14 protein-coding genes are annotated in these 14,344 nt (G+C 68.5%); 3 read left to right on the top strand and 11 right to left on the bottom strand.

Features of this window, described 5'->3' with window-relative positions; genetic code table 11:
• From AC1DS3_RS27535 to AC1DS3_RS27525, 3 genes are all read right to left on the bottom strand, one after another.
• On the bottom strand, positions 1-1,032 hold a 1,032-nt coding region (locus tag AC1DS3_RS27535; protein WP_477128350.1), incomplete at its 3' end, for an efflux transporter outer membrane subunit.
• 7 nt (positions 1,033-1,039) lie between these two features.
• The gene (locus tag AC1DS3_RS27530; protein ID WP_441639926.1) at positions 1,040-2,272 is read right to left on the bottom strand and encodes an efflux RND transporter periplasmic adaptor subunit; all 1,233 of its coding nucleotides are present in this window, start codon (positions 2,270-2,272) and stop codon (positions 1,040-1,042) included.
• A gap of 17 nt (positions 2,273-2,289) precedes the next feature.
• A complete protein-coding gene (locus tag AC1DS3_RS27525; protein WP_477128349.1) occupies positions 2,290-5,535 on the bottom strand; it encodes an efflux RND transporter permease subunit in 3,246 nt (1,081 codons plus the stop codon).
• A 217-nt stretch (positions 5,536-5,752) separates the two neighbouring features.
• Between AC1DS3_RS27525 and AC1DS3_RS27520 the strand changes: the two genes are divergently transcribed.
• Positions 5,753-6,427: a heavy metal response regulator transcription factor gene (locus AC1DS3_RS27520; RefSeq protein ID WP_477128348.1), complete on the top strand. Its 675-nt coding sequence runs from the start codon at positions 5,753-5,755 to the stop codon at positions 6,425-6,427.
• Entirely contained in the window at positions 6,427-7,842 is a 1,416-nt protein-coding gene (locus AC1DS3_RS27515; protein ID WP_477128347.1) for a heavy metal sensor histidine kinase, read from the top strand. Before AC1DS3_RS27520 ends, AC1DS3_RS27515 begins: the two co-directional genes overlap by 1 nt.
• Before the next feature lie 27 nt (positions 7,843-7,869).
• Here the strand turns inward: AC1DS3_RS27515 and AC1DS3_RS27510 are convergent, their stop codons facing one another.
• The 8 genes from AC1DS3_RS27510 to AC1DS3_RS27475 form a co-directional block, all read right to left on the bottom strand.
• Positions 7,870-8,511 carry a LysE family translocator gene (locus AC1DS3_RS27510; protein ID WP_441639923.1) on the bottom strand — a complete coding sequence of 214 codons (642 nt, stop codon included), beginning with the start codon at positions 8,509-8,511 and terminating at the stop codon, positions 7,870-7,872.
• A gap of 120 nt (positions 8,512-8,631) precedes the next feature.
• The gene (locus AC1DS3_RS27505) at positions 8,632-9,750 is read right to left on the bottom strand and encodes an NAD(P)H-dependent flavin oxidoreductase (RefSeq protein ID WP_477128346.1); all 1,119 of its coding nucleotides are present in this window, start codon (positions 9,748-9,750) and stop codon (positions 8,632-8,634) included.
• Between the two features lie 80 nt (positions 9,751-9,830).
• Positions 9,831-10,733 (bottom strand): YbfB/YjiJ family MFS transporter, encoded by a 903-nt coding sequence (locus AC1DS3_RS27500; RefSeq protein WP_477128345.1) that lies wholly within the window; start codon positions 10,731-10,733, stop codon positions 9,831-9,833.
• Positions 10,726-11,610: a LysR substrate-binding domain-containing protein gene (locus AC1DS3_RS27495; protein ID WP_477128344.1), complete on the bottom strand. Its 885-nt coding sequence runs from the start codon at positions 11,608-11,610 to the stop codon at positions 10,726-10,728. The genes AC1DS3_RS27500 and AC1DS3_RS27495 overlap by 8 nt, the downstream gene beginning before the upstream one ends.
• Positions 11,611-11,841: 231 nt before the next feature.
• Positions 11,842-12,150, bottom strand: coding sequence for a CppA family protein (locus tag AC1DS3_RS27490; RefSeq protein ID WP_441639919.1), 309 nt, complete (start codon positions 12,148-12,150; stop codon positions 11,842-11,844).
• Between the two features lie 112 nt (positions 12,151-12,262).
• Positions 12,263-12,517, bottom strand: a complete 255-nt coding sequence (locus AC1DS3_RS27485; protein WP_441639918.1) for a hypothetical protein — start codon at positions 12,515-12,517, stop codon at positions 12,263-12,265.
• 238 nt (positions 12,518-12,755) lie between these two features.
• The gene (locus AC1DS3_RS27480) at positions 12,756-12,983 is read right to left on the bottom strand and encodes a helix-turn-helix domain-containing protein (RefSeq protein ID WP_477128343.1); all 228 of its coding nucleotides are present in this window, start codon (positions 12,981-12,983) and stop codon (positions 12,756-12,758) included.
• 26 nt (positions 12,984-13,009) lie between these two features.
• Positions 13,010-13,588, bottom strand: coding sequence for a hypothetical protein (locus AC1DS3_RS27475; protein WP_441639917.1), 579 nt, complete (start codon positions 13,586-13,588; stop codon positions 13,010-13,012).
• 99 nt (positions 13,589-13,687) lie between these two features.
• Here AC1DS3_RS27475 and AC1DS3_RS27470 point away from each other — a divergent pair, with 99 nt between their 5' ends.
• Positions 13,688-14,293, top strand: coding sequence for a porin family protein (locus AC1DS3_RS27470; protein ID WP_441639916.1), 606 nt, complete (start codon positions 13,688-13,690; stop codon positions 14,291-14,293).
• Positions 14,294-14,344 lie beyond the last annotated feature (51 nt).

Below are 14,344 nucleotides of genomic sequence, written 5' to 3'. Positions count from 1 at the left end.
CTCCAGGCCGCCGCCGACGGCGAGCAGCAGGCTCGGGAAAAACGCGGCGCGGGCCACGCCGATCTGTGCATTGGCGGCTGCCACGCGGCGTTCGGCGGCGGCAATGTCGGGGCGGCGCTCCAGGAGTTGCGAAGGCAGGGCGGCGGGCATGGCCGGCAGGGTGGGCAGCACGGCAGTATCGGCCAGTGGCGGCAGCGAGAAGGGCGCTACGGGCTCGCCCAGGAGCGTGGCGATGGCATGCTCCAGCTGCGCGCGGTTCAGGCGCAGGTCGGCTAGCTGCGCCTTGGTGCCCTCGAGCTGCGCCTTGGCTTGCGCCACGTCGCCTTCGGTGGCGATGCCGCCACGGTAGCGGTTGTCGGCCAGTTGCAGGACCGTGCCGTAGGCGTCGACGGTGCGCCTGAGCAGGTCGATCTCCCGGTCGGCCGAACGCAGGCCGAAGTAGTCGGCGGCCAGCTCGGCCTGCAGGCCGAGGCGCACCGCCGCCACGTCGTCCGCACTGGCCTGGGCGCGCGCCTCGGCTGCATCCACGCCATTGCCGATGCGTCCCCACAGGTCGGGTTCCCAGGAGGCGGTGAGCCCTAGCAGGTGGTCGGGCTCGGTCTTGCCGGCCAGCGAGCGGCCAACCACATTGGCCGAGGTATGGCTGCTGCTGGTGCCCAGCCCGGCGCTGACGGTGGGAAAGTAAGCCGCATGCGCGGCCCGGGCCTGGGCACGGGCGTCTTCCAGCAGGGCCACGGCCTTGCGCAGCGTCTGGCTGGAAACGTCGATGCGGGCTTCTAGCGCGTTGAGCGGCGCGTCGCCATACACGCGCCACCAGTCCGGCGCGATGCCCGCCGGGCCGCCCGGATGCGCGGCGCTGGCGCCGGCTTCCTTGTATGCGGCGGGCGTGTCGACCGTGGGTGGCTGATAGGCCGGCGCGGTGGCGCAGCCTGCCAGCAGCGCTGCCAGCGCCAACGCGGCGAGCGACGCCGCCAGGCGGCGTGGCCGGGCGGCAGGCACGCGGGTTTGACGAGAACGCTTGGGAGTCTGCATGGCGGGCCTACTTAGCCTGGCTGGCCGTGGTTGCCGGCTGGGTGGCCGGCGTGGCCGGTGCATCCACCGCATCCGCCGCCACCCGGACCCGATCGCCCGCCAGCAGGCCGTCGCCGGGGTTGACCACCACCTGTTCGCCGCCCTGCAAGCCCTCCGTGATCTCCACATGCGAGCCAAAGTCTCGGCCCAGCGTCACCTGCCGGATCGCCAGCTTGCCGTTCGTGCCCACCACGGCCACGCAGGTGCCTTGCGGGCGGAACATCAACGTGTTGGCCGGCAGGGTCAGGCCGGCCCTTGCTTGCGGCGCGCTCAGGTGGACCTCGGCATAGGCGCCCGGCAGGATCCGTCCCCCCGCATTGTCCACGTCCAGCTCCACGCGCAGGCTGCGCGTGACGTTGTCGATGGCGCCGGCATTGCGCGCCACGGCAGCGGCAAAGCGCTGGCCGGGGAACTGCGGCAGCGTCAGCCATGCCTGCATCTGCGGGCCAACCATGCCGCTTGCATCCTGCGGCACCTGCACATACACACGCAGCCGCGTGCCGGCGGAGAGATGGAACAACTCCCGGCCGGGTCCGCCGGCGCTGCCGGCATCGATCAGCGCGCCGGTGTCCACGTTGCGCGCGGTCACCACGCCGTCGAAGGGCGCGCGGATCTGCGTGTACGAGGCGAGTTGCGCCAGCCGTGCCGTGTTGGAGCGGGCGGAGGCCAGCGTGGCGGCCTTGGCCTGCATGTCGGCCACCTTCTGGTCGGTGTCCTGCTGCGCCACCGAGCGGGATTTGAGCAGGTCTTGCCAGCGCTCGGCGGTGCTTTTGGCCAGCGCGTAGTTGGCCGCGGCGATGGCTTCGTCGGCGTGTGCTTGCCGCAGCTGGTCGCTGACCTCGGGCGCGTCGATCTCTGCCAGCAACTGGCCTTGCTTGACCGGGGTGCCGATGTCGGCGTACCAGCGGCGCAGGTAGCCGTTGACGCGTGCATAGACCGGTGCGTCCTGGAAGGCGCGCACGTCGCCCGGCAAGGTCAGTTCCTGCAGCGCCGGCGCGCTGGCAGGCCGCACCGTCGAGACGGTGGTGGCCAGGGCTTCGGCGGTGCGCGTGGCCAGCGTGGCATGGGCATGCAGCCTGGGGAGGATGCCGGCGGCCAGCGCGCCGCCAAGCACGGCCAGTACCAGCAAGCTGGTTCGCAGGCGGCGCGTGCGCGCGGGTGCCATGCCTGGGGCGGCGGTGACGTCGCCGGATGGGGACATGGGAGGAGCAGGGAGAGTCATGCCGGGCCTTTCTGGTCGAGACCGAGAGCGGGATGCAAATCAGGGACAGGGATGGGGGCTGGCGCACGAGCGGCAAGCCACCGGTGCAGCAGCGCGAACAGGGTGGGCACCAGCACCAGCGTGGCGACGGTGCCGCAGGCTAGCCCGCCGATCACGGCGCGGCCGAGCGGGGCGTTCTGCGCGCCGGCATCGCCCGCGCCGAGCGCCATCGGGATCATGCCGATCAGCATGGCCAGCGCGGTCATGACCACCGGACGGAAGCGCCCGATGCCGGCTTGCAGCGCCGCCTCGAGGGGCGCCACGCCCGCCGCGCGCAGTTCGCGCGCCAGGCTGACCACGAGGATGCTGTTGGCGGTGGCGATGCCGATGCACATGATGGCGCCGGTCAGTGCCGGCACGCTGATGGTGGTACGCGTGACAAACAGCATCCACGCCATGCCCGCCAGTGCGCCCGGCAGGCCGCCGATGATGGCCAGCGGGTCAAGCCAGGACTGGAAATTCACCACCATCAGCAGGTACACCAGCACCACCGCAATCGCCAGGCCGCCAAGCAGCCCGGCGAAAGAGGCGTGCATGGTCTGTACCTGTCCACGCACCACCAGCTCGGAGCCGGGTGGCAGCGTCTTGCGCGCGGCATCGACGATGCGGCCGATGTCACCCGCCACCGCGCCAAGATCGCGCCCGCGCACCGAGCCGAAGATGTCGATCACCGGCTGCACGTTGTAGTGCGACACCACGCCTTGCTGACTGGACCGCACCACGTTGCCGAGCGAGCCGAGCAGGTCGCCGCCGCTGCCGGAGTCTGGCGTGGCGGCGCCAAGTCCCATCGGAATGTTGGACAGCGACTGCAGCGAGCCCATGGCGGACTGCGGCACCGACACCATCAGCGGATAGCTCACGCCGTTGCGCGGATTGAGCCAGAAGTTGGGTGAGGTCTGGCCGCTGCCGGAGAGTGAGATCAGCAGGTTCTGCGCCACCTCGCGTTGTGACAGCCCGGCCTGCAGCGCGCGGGTGCGGTCCACATTCACCGTCAGCGCGGGCTGGTCGTCCGGTTGCTGGATATGCACATCGGCCAGCCCCGGCACCGCGCGCAACTGGCCAACCAGTTTTTGTGCCACCGCGCGATTGGCTKCCAGCTGATTGCCCACCACCTGGATATCGAGCGGCGCCGGCAGCCCGAAATTCAGGATCTGGCTGACGATGTCGGCCGGCAGGAAGGAGAAGCTCACGCCCGGGAATGCCTTGGGCAGCAGGGCGCCCAGCTCGTCGACATAGCCCGCCGTGGCGCCATGGCCCGGCTTCAGCGACACCAGGATCTCGGCGTCGGCGGTGCCGATCGGCAGCGCGGAGTCATAGGTCAGGTTGATGCCGCTGACTGGCAGGCCGATGTTGTCGATGATGCCGGCCACCTGGTCCGGGCCGATGGCCGCGCGGATGCGGTTCTCCACCGCATCGGCGATGCGCGCCGTTTCCTCGATGCGGGTACCCGTGCGTGCGCGCATGTGCAGGCGGATCTCGCCGCTGTCCACGCTCGGAAAGAAGTCCTGCCCCAGGAAGGGCACCAGCGCCATCGAGGCGGCGCAGCAGGCCAGGAAGGCCGCGGCCAGCCGCCTGGGGTGGCGCAGTGCCGCGGCGAGGGTAGCGGCGTAGCGCGTGCGGACGCCTTCGAACCCGCGTTCAAAGCGCGCCTGCAGCCGCGCGCAGGCGCGACGCAAGCGGCCTGGGTCGCGCGCCTGCGCCGCGTTGTCGTGTTCGTCATTGCGTTCGCCACGCAGCAGGTAATGCGCGAGCGTGGGAATCAGCGTGCGCGAGAAGAAGTAGGACGCCGCCATGGCGAACACCACGGCCTCGGCCATCGGCACGAACAGGTAACGCGCCACGCCGCTGAGCAGGAACATCGGCAGGAACACGATGCAGATCGACAGCGTGGATACCAGCGTGGGCACGGCGATCTGTGCCGAGCCTTCCAGGATCGCATGCTCCAGCGGCTTGCCCAGCTCGCGGTGGTGGGTGATGTTCTCGATGGCCACGGTAGCGTCGTCCACCAGCACGCCCACCGCCAGCGCCAGCCCGCCCAGCGTCATGACATTGAGCGTCTCGCCGAGCGCGCTGAGCGCCATCAGCGCGGCCAGCACCGAGAGCGGGATCGAGATCGCGATGATCAGCGTGGCGCGCCAGCTGCCCAGGAACAGCAAGATCATCGCGGCGGTCAGGCAGGCGGCGATCAGCGCTTCATGCAGCACGCCGTGGATGGCGGAGGTAACAAAGACCGACTGGTCCGATACTGGCTGCACCCGCAGCGAAGACGGCAGCCCGGCCATGATGCGCGGCAGCATGGCCTTGACCTGGGCGATGATGGACAGCGTGGAGGTGTTGCCGCTTTTCTCGATCTCCAGCAGCRCGGCGCGCTTGCCGTCGCGGCGCACCACGTTGGTCTGCGGCGCGTAGCCGTCGCGCACCTGGGCCACGTCGCGCACATAGACCGTGCCGCCGGGGCCGCTCTTGACCGGCAGGTTGTTGAGTCCGGCCACGGTGGCCGTGCTGCCGTTCAGGTCGACACGGTATTCCAGCGCGCCGATCTTGGCCGTGCCTCCGGGCAGCACCAGGTTTTGCGCATTGATGGCGTTGACCACGTCCAGTGGCGCCAGGCCGCGCGCCTGCAGCGCGCGCGTATCGAGATCCACCATTACCTGGCGTACCTTGCCGCCGTAAGGCAGCGGCACCGACGCGCCCTGCACGGTAGCCAGCTGCGTGCGGATGAAGTTGTTGCCCAGGTCGTAGAGCTGCTGCTCGGGCAGTTGGTCGCTGGCCAGCGCCAGCCGCAGGATCGGCACGGTGGAGGCGCTGTAGCTCAGGATCAGCGGCGGCGTGGTGCCCGGCGGCATGTTGCGCAGCATCGATTGCGCGCCCGACGAGGTCTCGGCAATCGCGCGGTTGATGTCGGCGCCGGGGTGGAAGAAGATCTTGATCACCGCCACGCCGGCGAGCGACTGCGACTCGATATGCTCGATATCGTCCACGCTGTTGGTCAGCGAGCGCTCGTAGCCAGTGACGATGCGGCGCGCCATATCCTCGGCGGACAGGCCGTTGTAGGTCCACACCACGCTGACCACCGGGATGTCGATGGCCGGAAAGATGTCGGTAGGCGTGCGCAGCAGCACCAGCGGGGCGGCAAGCAGCAAGCACAACGCCAGCACCACAAAGGTGTAGGGGCGGCTCAGCGCGAGCCTGACAATCCACATGGTGTGCACTCCGGGATGAGGGTTGGGGGCAGCGACGGCCGCTTTCTTGCGGTGTCCGCGGTGAGTGATGGCCGCATTCTAGGAAGCCGGGGGGGCCGGTAACGCTGTCGAATCGATTACAGATTTGTCATTCAGGAGCACCGCGCCAGCGGCTATCATCCGAGCATGCAAGGCGACCGAAGCGCGCCCTGCCGGTACTGGCCAGGCGAGGATGGACATGAGAATTCTGGTGGTGGAGGACGAGCCCAAGACTGGCGAGTACCTGCGCAAGGGGCTGACCGAATCGTCCTTCGTGGTCGACCTGGCGGTGACTGGCGCCGATGGCCTGCACCAGGCGCTGGAAGTGGTGTACGACCTGGTTATCCTTGACGTGATGCTGCCCGGCATGAACGGCTGGGACGTGCTCAAGCAACTGCGCGAGCACAAGGACACGCCGGTGCTGTTCCTGACCGCGCGCGATGAAGTGGAGGACCRCGTGCGCGGGCTGGAGCTGGGCGGCGACGACTATCTGGCCAAGCCCTTCGCCTTTGTCGAGCTGCTGGCGCGGGTGCGCACCTTGCTGCGGCGCGGCCCGGTGCGCGAGGCCGACCGCATCGAGATCGAAGACCTGGAGATCKACCTGATCCGACACCGCGTGACGCGCGCCGGCCGGCGCATCGAGCTGACGCCGCGCGAGTTCTCCCTGCTGCATTTCCTGGCGCGGCGTCACACCGAGGTACTGAGCCGCACCCAGATCGCCTCCCACGTCTGGGACATGAACTTCGATAGCGATACCAATGTGGTGGACGTGGCGGTGCGCCGCCTGCGCGCCAAGATGGACGACGATTTCCAGCCCAAGCTGATCCACACCGTGCGTGGCATGGGCTATGTGCTGGAGCGCCGGGAACCCTGATGCGCAGGCTCTCGCTCACTGCCCGCCTGGCGCTAGCCTTTGGCCTGGTGGCCGCGATCGTGTTCGGCGGCGCGGGCGCTTACCTCTACCGCGCGCTGGCCATGCAGGTGATAGAGCGCGACGACGCGGAACTGCTGCGCAAGGTGGCGCGCGCGCGGGCCGAGCTGATGGAGCAGGGTGCCCGGCCCGACAGCGACTGGCGCGAAGTGGCGGGCGTGGTGTCCGGCAACGACGAGTTTGCGCTGGTGGTGCGCGCCGCCAGCGGCGCCGTGCTGCTCGCGGCCAATGCCGGCGAAGGGCCGCCCGCCTTGCAGCCGGTGGCGCCCGCTGCGCCGCTCGGGCCCGAAGCAATCCGTGCCTGGACCACGCGGCAGGGTTACCCGGTGCACGGCGTGCAGGCGCTGGTCCCCGTCGGGCCTGGCACTGGCGCCGCCACGCAGACGCTGGCCTTCACGCTCTACCAGACCGCCATCTCCCGCACCACGTTGCTGCGCGCATACCGCGCGAAACTGCTGTTGACGGGGCTGCTGGGCACGCTGGCCGTGGCCGGGCTTGGCTACCTGGTGCTGCGCGCCGGCATGGCGCCGCTGCGGCGCATCGCCGCCGGGGCATCGTCGGTCACGGTGCGGCGGCTCGCGTTGCCGCTCGACCCGGCGCGGCTGCCGCCCGAACTGGCGGAACTGGCTGCGGCCCTGCAACAGATGATGGACCGGTTGCGGGATGGGTTCGAACGCCTGTCACAGTTTTCCGCGGACCTGGCGCACGACTTCCGCACGCCCATCGGCAACCTGCTCGGGCAGAGCCAGGTCGCGCTGTCGAGCGAGCGCAGCGCCGACGAATACCAGGCGCTGCTGGCGTCCAATATCGAGGAATACGAACGCCTCGCCCGCATGATCGAGAACATGCTGTTCCTCGCGCGGGCCGAGAACGCGCGCGTGGCGGTCAACCCGGTGCGCCTGGACCTGGCACGCGAACTGGGCGCGCTGTCCGACTATTTCGAGGGGCTGGCGGAGGCGAGCGGCGTGGCGATCGCGGTGGATGGCGGGGGCGCCTTGCTGGCCGATCCGCTGCTGCTGCGGCGCGCGGTCAGCAACCTGGTGGCCAATGCCATCCGCTACACACCCGCCGGGCAGACGGTGGTGATGGCGGCGCGCACGGGCCCCGCAGGCAGCCGTATCGAAGTGCGCAACCCCGGGGCCGGCATCGCGCCGGAACACCTGCCCAAGCTGTTCGACCGCTTCTTTCGCGGCGATCCTGCCCGCGCCAACTCGGGAGAGTCAGCGGGCATCGGGCTGGCCATCGTGAAGTCCATCATGGACTTGCACCATGGGCACGTTGAGGTGGAGTCCGAAGTCGKGGGAACCACGGTCTTCAGGCTGCTGTTTCCGCCGAGCATGGCGGATTCGGTGTCTTAGGTGCCGCTGCCGCTGTAGCTGTYGCTGTTACTGGCGCAGCGACGTGAGCAGCCGGATGCCGAGCAGCGCCATCACCCCGCCGGCCGCGCGATCCAGCCACAGCTTGAAGCGCAGGTAGAACGCACGCGGCCTGGCGCTAGAGAGCGCGATCGCCACGATGGCGTACCAGCCCGTCTCGATGGCAAAGACCATCAGCGGCAGCGCCAGCAGCAGCGAAGCCGGCACCTGGGCGGGCAACAGCGCGGCAAACACGCTGGCGTAGACCACCGCCGTCTTGGGGTTGCTCAGCTGCGTGGCGAAGCCGCTCAGCAAGGCATGGCTGCGCCCCGTGGCGGGCGCTCCACCGCCTGCAGCTGCGCCGGCCGCCATTGCCAGGGGCGCGCTGGCGCCGCGCCAGATGCGCGCGCCCAGATACACCAGGTAGATGCCGCCGCCCACCTTCATCGCCATGTACAGCCAGGGCACCGCCGCCAGCAACAGCTTGAGCCCGAGCAGCGCGGCCGCGGCAAACACCACGCCGCCCAGCCCCATGCCCAGCGCCATGTAGAGCGCGTCGGCGCGGGAGCTGGCAATGGCGGCGCGTGCCACCATGACGAAGCTCGGGCCGGGGCTGACAGCGCCGAGCGCCAGCGCGCCGCCGATGGCCAATGTCGATGTGAGTGCGTCCATGGGTTTGTCTCGTCAGGAAGGCGGGGATCCGCTGCGGGCCAGCATGAGGCCGAAGCGCGTGGCGAGATGGTAGCAGCAAGACGCACGCGCCGCCGGCTTCGGCAGGCCCCGTTCCCCCGCTCAGTGAGCGCCGAATCCCGCCATGCTCAGCGCCSCAATCGTCTGCGCCAGCTCCTCGCGCAGTGTCGCCACGAGTTGCGCCGCCGGCAGGGCGCGCGCCAGCGGCGCGGCTTGCCCGGCCCATTGCGCGGCGTAGTCCGCATTGCCGCGCGCCTTGGCCGCCGCATGCAGGGCCTTGCCGGCGTCGTAGGTGATCGGGTAATCGGGGATCGCCGGGCGGTCCGCCGCCTCGCCCAGCTCCGTCAGCCGGTTGACGAAGCCGCGCGCGGCCCGGCCGGAAATGGCGCGGGTCAGCGTGGTGCTGGCGGGCTGGTCCGCCAGCAGGGCGGCGCGGTAGGGCGCGTCGGCCACGGTCTCCGGGCAGGCCACGAAGGCGGTGCCGAGCTGCGCGGCCTGCGCGCCCAGCGCCAGGGCCGCCGCAATGCCGGCGCCGTCCATGATGCCGCCGGCGGCGATCACGGGCAGGGCGGTATGGCGGGCCAGCAGCCGTACCAGCGCCAGGGTGCCAAGGCCTTCGTCATGCCCTTCGGGCTTGAACGTGCCGCGGTGGCCGCCGGCTTCCRCGCCCTGGGCAACGATGGCATCGACGCCGGCAGCGGCGATCTGCCGCGCTTCGTCCAGGCTGGTGGCCGTGGCCATCAGGAAGATGCCGGCGGCGTGCAGCGCGTCGATCCAGGCCTGCGCCGGCAAGCCGAAATGGAAGCTCACTACCGCGGGCCGCTCCTCCAGCAGCATCGCGAACATGGCGTCGTCGGCCACAAAGCTGGTGTAGATCTCGCGCAGGCTGGCGGGCGGCGTGGCGCCGAATTCGGCGAAGCTCGGCGCCAGGTAGGCCAGCCATTGCGCCTCGCGCGCCGGGTTGGCGACGGCGGGCGCGTGGCAGAACAGGTTGATGTTGAAGGGCTTGTCCGTCAGCGCACGGGTTTCGCGGATGGTCTTGCGGGCGCCCTCGGCGTCCATGGCGCCGACGCCGAGCGAGCCCAGGCCACCGGCATTCGACACTGCCGCGGCAAGCGCCGGCGTGCTGACGCCCGCCATGGGTGCCTGGATGATCGGGGTGGCAAGGCCGAGCCGGGAGAGCAGCGTGCGTGGTTGCGCGGCGTGGATGGGGTTGGTCATTGACGGGCTCCTCGTTTTTTCATTAATGAGTGGATTCTGTGGGGCGGGTTCTGTGCCGTGCGCCGGGCGTGCGATGGCCTTCACAGGAAGCAGAAGACGGCAGAGKCCAGCAGCGCKGCAGCGGCGGCGGCAAGCGGGCCGCTGAAGCTATGGCTGTGCRCCATCAGCGCATCGGATACCAGCGGGCCGGCAATCTGGCCTACGCCATAGGCGGCGGTCATGATGGCAAGCAGGTTGAATGTCACGCGGTGGGCCACGCGTTTCGCGGCGGGCATGKCGATGGTCACGGTGCCAACGAAGGTGCCACCCACCAGCAGCGCGCTAGCCAGGTAGGCCGCGGCCGAGTGGCTGAGCGCGGGCAGGATCACGCCCACCGCCTGCACCAGCAGGTTGAGCGCGAGCGCGCGCCGGGTGCCAAGGCGGCCGTGCAGCGCATGCCAGAGAAAACACGAAGGAGCCGCGCCAAGCCCGAACGCGGCCCAGATATGGATCGGGTCGACGTGGCCKAGCGCGTCGCGCACAAAGAGCGGCAGGTAGGTTGCCGTGACGATATAGCCGAACCCCGCCAGCCCGTAGCTGGCCACCAGCGGCCACGGACCAGGGCCGTTGCCATTGGCCTCGTCCGCGGCACCGGCGTTGGCACTGGCATGCGGTTGGGGTGCCAACACGCGGCCCGCAAGATACGGCCATGCCAGCAAGCTCAGCACAGCGGCGCCACCGCCGATTGCCAGCCACAGCAAGGGACTGTGCCAACCGGCCAGGTTGCCGGCGGCAATGAGCTCGGCGGACAGCAGGATGCCGGCACCGACACCCGAGAACAATAGCGGCGCGCCATGCGGATGTCCTACCACCCCGGTAAACGCAAAGCGCCCGAAGCCCATGCCCACCGCCAGCACCAGCGCGGTGGCCATCGAGGGCATCCAGGGCGCCATGGCATTGCCCAAGGATTGCGGCGCTGGCGTGAGGGTTCTGATCCTAGCCATGCTGCAGCTCCTGAAGAAACGCCGCGTATGCCGACGTGGCAAAACCCGAACGGCGCACCAGCAATGTGTGCGCGACCCGCACGGGCACGGTTTGCAGGCTCGCGGCATCGGGGTGCAGCGCCAGCAGTGACCTCGGCAGGATGGCCACGGCCGAGCCCGCCGTCACGCAGGCCAGGATCGCGTGGTAAGACGCCAGTTCCAGCACGTTCAGCGCCAGCCGGGGGCCTTCGCCGCTGGCCAGCCAGGCCTCGGCACACAGGCGGTACGTGCAGCCGCGGGAGAACGTGGCCAGGCTGCGCAGCTTGATGTCCTGCGGCGTGCGCACCGGCGGATGGCTGTGCGGCAGCACCAGCAGCAGTTCTTCGGAGAACAGGAACGTGCCTTCCAGGCCGGGGCCGAGCACGTCCATATCCAGCGTGTCCGGCGCGCCCTCGGAAGGATGGGCCACCACGGCGCAGTCGATGCGATGCGCCAGCAGTGCGTCGATCAGGGCTTGCGTGGTGCCGGTCTGGATCTCGATCCGCACGTCCGGCCATTTGCCGTGATAGCGCGCCAGCGGGCGGGGCAGCCGGCTGGCGGCCGAGCTTTCCATGCTGCCCACGCGCAGCGTGCCCGAGGGCGCATCGCCGCGCATGGATTGGCGGGCCTCCTCGGCCAGCGCCAGCAACCGCTCGGTGTAGCCCAGGAAGCGCTGGCCTTGCGGCGTCAGGGTCATGCGCTTGCTGTCGCGCAGGAACAGGGCGACGCCGAGCTCCTCTTCGAGCTRCTTGACGCGCGTGGTGACATTCGACTGCACGCGGTCCAAGGTCTTGGCAGCCCGCGTGACGCTTTCTTCAAGCGCGACGGCCCGGAAAATCTCAAGTTCGGCCAGATCCACGGCAATCCTTTGGTTGAAATTTATTCTTAAAAAGAGAACAAATTTCAATTTACTATCATCTATGGGAAACGATAAGTCAAGAAAGCCCTGATGCCAGCAGGGTGGGTGGAGCGGGAAAAGCACTCTGCTGCGCGATGCCACGCGCATCGCGAAGCGGACGCTTGTGCTGTCTGAACGGGCGCAGGCCCGCCATGTACCTAAGCCGCGGGACTAATGCGGATCCCGATATTGCTAGGGTTGGGGTTGCGCGGGTTGATGCTGAGAATGCCGCTGTGCCGGTGCCGGCCGCGCCAGGAGCGCACGGATCGACGCAAGGTAGCGGTCCCCAACCTCCCGGCTGGCCCGGTTCGACTGGGCGCGCAGGGTGCGGCGGGCCGGTGGCGTGATGTTCAGGCTGCGGCAGATCGTTGACAGGTAGGGCTTGCGGTCTCCCGCCAGCCGTTGCGCCGCGGCTTGCACCGCCGCATCGCCTACGCGTTCGCGCAACCAGGCCAGGACCTGCCTGTCGTATTCGTTCTGTACCCGGACCAGGTGTTCCATGATCGGCTCCCGTTACTACTGTTCATCCATACAGGTACTGTAAATATATACAGTAATCTGGTTTTTTCAAGGATGAATGCCGAGGACCAGATACGGGCCACCGTCCAGGGGGCTACAGGACCATGCAGGCGCCAGCGCTGGCGTCGGGGTGTTGCGCCAGGCAGGCGGGCGCGGCGGGCGGCATCTCCAGGTGGCAGCGCTGGCTCGCAGGCAGGTTCTCTTCCGGGGGCTTGCAGGCTGGGCGCGTGTCATGCCGAGGCGGGTGGTTGTCGCGCAGGGCCGGGTGGTGCTTTTCCACCCAGCGCGCCGCTCTCCAGAGCGCGAAGATGCAGGCAACCGCATAACTGCAGTAGATGAGGATCAGCATAAGCACCTTGCTTCGCGCCCGCTTGGGGGCGAGTAGTTCAAGAAAGTGCGAGTATGCGCAAGATCACTCTCGGCGCGGTATCACTCGATTGGGGGGAGCCCGGTGGTTGCGCAGGCCGTAAGGCCAGGCGGGTGGCCGATCTGGCGCCGATCTGGCGGAAATGCGGCAGCGGGGGCGAGACAATTGTTTGCAGTTCACCCGGCCAGCGCGGGCCGCGCTGGCGGGATAGGCGAGGCGATCAGGCCTGATCTTCGCCAGGTGTATCGGCGCGGTACTCAAGCAGGTCGCCCGGCTGGCATTTCAGCGCCTCGCAGATCTTCTCCAGCGTATCGAAACGGATGCCCTTGACCTTGCCGGATTTCAGCAAGGAGAGATTGGGCTMGGTGATGCCGATGTACTGGGCGAGCTCGCGCGATTTCATCTTGCGCTCAGCAAGCAGGACATCAAGCCGGACGAGGATAGTCATAGGGTCAGGGGGCCTCAAACGCAAACTCAAACAAAGCTCTCATTCTCCAGCGCGACGCGCGCGGCCTCGACCATCGCCCAGCCGATGGCCAGCAGCAAGCCGCCCAGCAAGCCCAGCATCACGTCGCCGAAGGTGATGATCACCACCATGTAGGGGCCGTTGGCCGCCGTGCTGGCCAGGGCCATGGCCAGCACCGTCTTGGTCAGCGGAACCACCCCGCTGAACGCCGTCACCACCAGCGCCACGCGGCGCAGGCGCACGGCCGTCTCCAGGGTCAGGACCGCGCCGCTCGCCAGGGCCGCGAACAGCCTGTGCGCTTGCATCAGTCCACTGACCAGCAAAGCCGTGGCCGCGCTCGTGATGGCCAGCCCGAGCAACCGGTACGGCATCGACACCAGCAACTGCCCGCCTGGCGCAGGCCCGGCCAGGAACGCGCGCAGGTTCCGGTCCAGCTCCGCATCGGGAAGCAAGAACCAGAAGGCGATCAGGCCGGCCGTCGTCACGACGGCGCAGCAAAGTGTCAGCCACTGCATGCGGTGCGCGATGACACTAACGCGCGTTAACGCGCCGTCAGCGGGCAAGGAAAGGGAAAGGGGGTTCGGCATGCCGGTCTCCTGAAGGGATTGCGCATGGCAAAAAATTACTGTAAAACAGAAATACTTTATCGTTTTACGGTAATTTATATTCGTTGGAGATTAAATTATATGCGTTCTCTCGCCTTCCCTGGCCGCCGCTTTCCCATCGCGCCTGCTGCCATGTTGATGCTTTTGTCGGCTGTGCCCGCGCATGCCGCAGCCGCGGAACTCGCCGCCAACTATTGGTACGTCGGCGGCGACCTCGATATTGCCCGCGACAAAGTCAGTACGAGCACGCCCGGATGGGCGGGCGGATCGTCCAACAACGTTGGATTTGGCTTGCGGGGCGGCTATCAGTTCTCGCCCTATGTGTCGGTCGAAGGCTCGCTAGCCAGCCTTGGCCGGGTCGTGGCCAAGAATGGCAACGCTAACGACAAATTCGACGTGAACGCCTTGTCCGTCAACGTAGTGGGCCACCTGCCCCTGACCGAGCGTTTTTCGCTGCTGGGCATCGCCGGTGTCAATTACATGCATGGCCGGCGCTCGGGCGATCTCGCATCGGGCAACAAGTCGCAGGGGCTTATCAGCCTGGGGGTGGGCGCGTCCTATGCGGTCACGCAGAACTGGCGCTTGCGGATGCAGTACATGAACTACGGCAAGCTCAGCTGGAAGGGCAACGATGCTTCGGTCAAGAGCCAGGCGGTGTCGCTTGGCGTGGACTACCTGTTTCGCTGAGGCAGGCGCATCGCACTGGTGCCAATGACCCCGGGGCCTTGGCGCCGGCGA

The organism is Cupriavidus sp. 01L46 (assembly GCF_056399905.1).
This window is presented reverse-complemented; position numbering and strand designations above follow the sequence as displayed.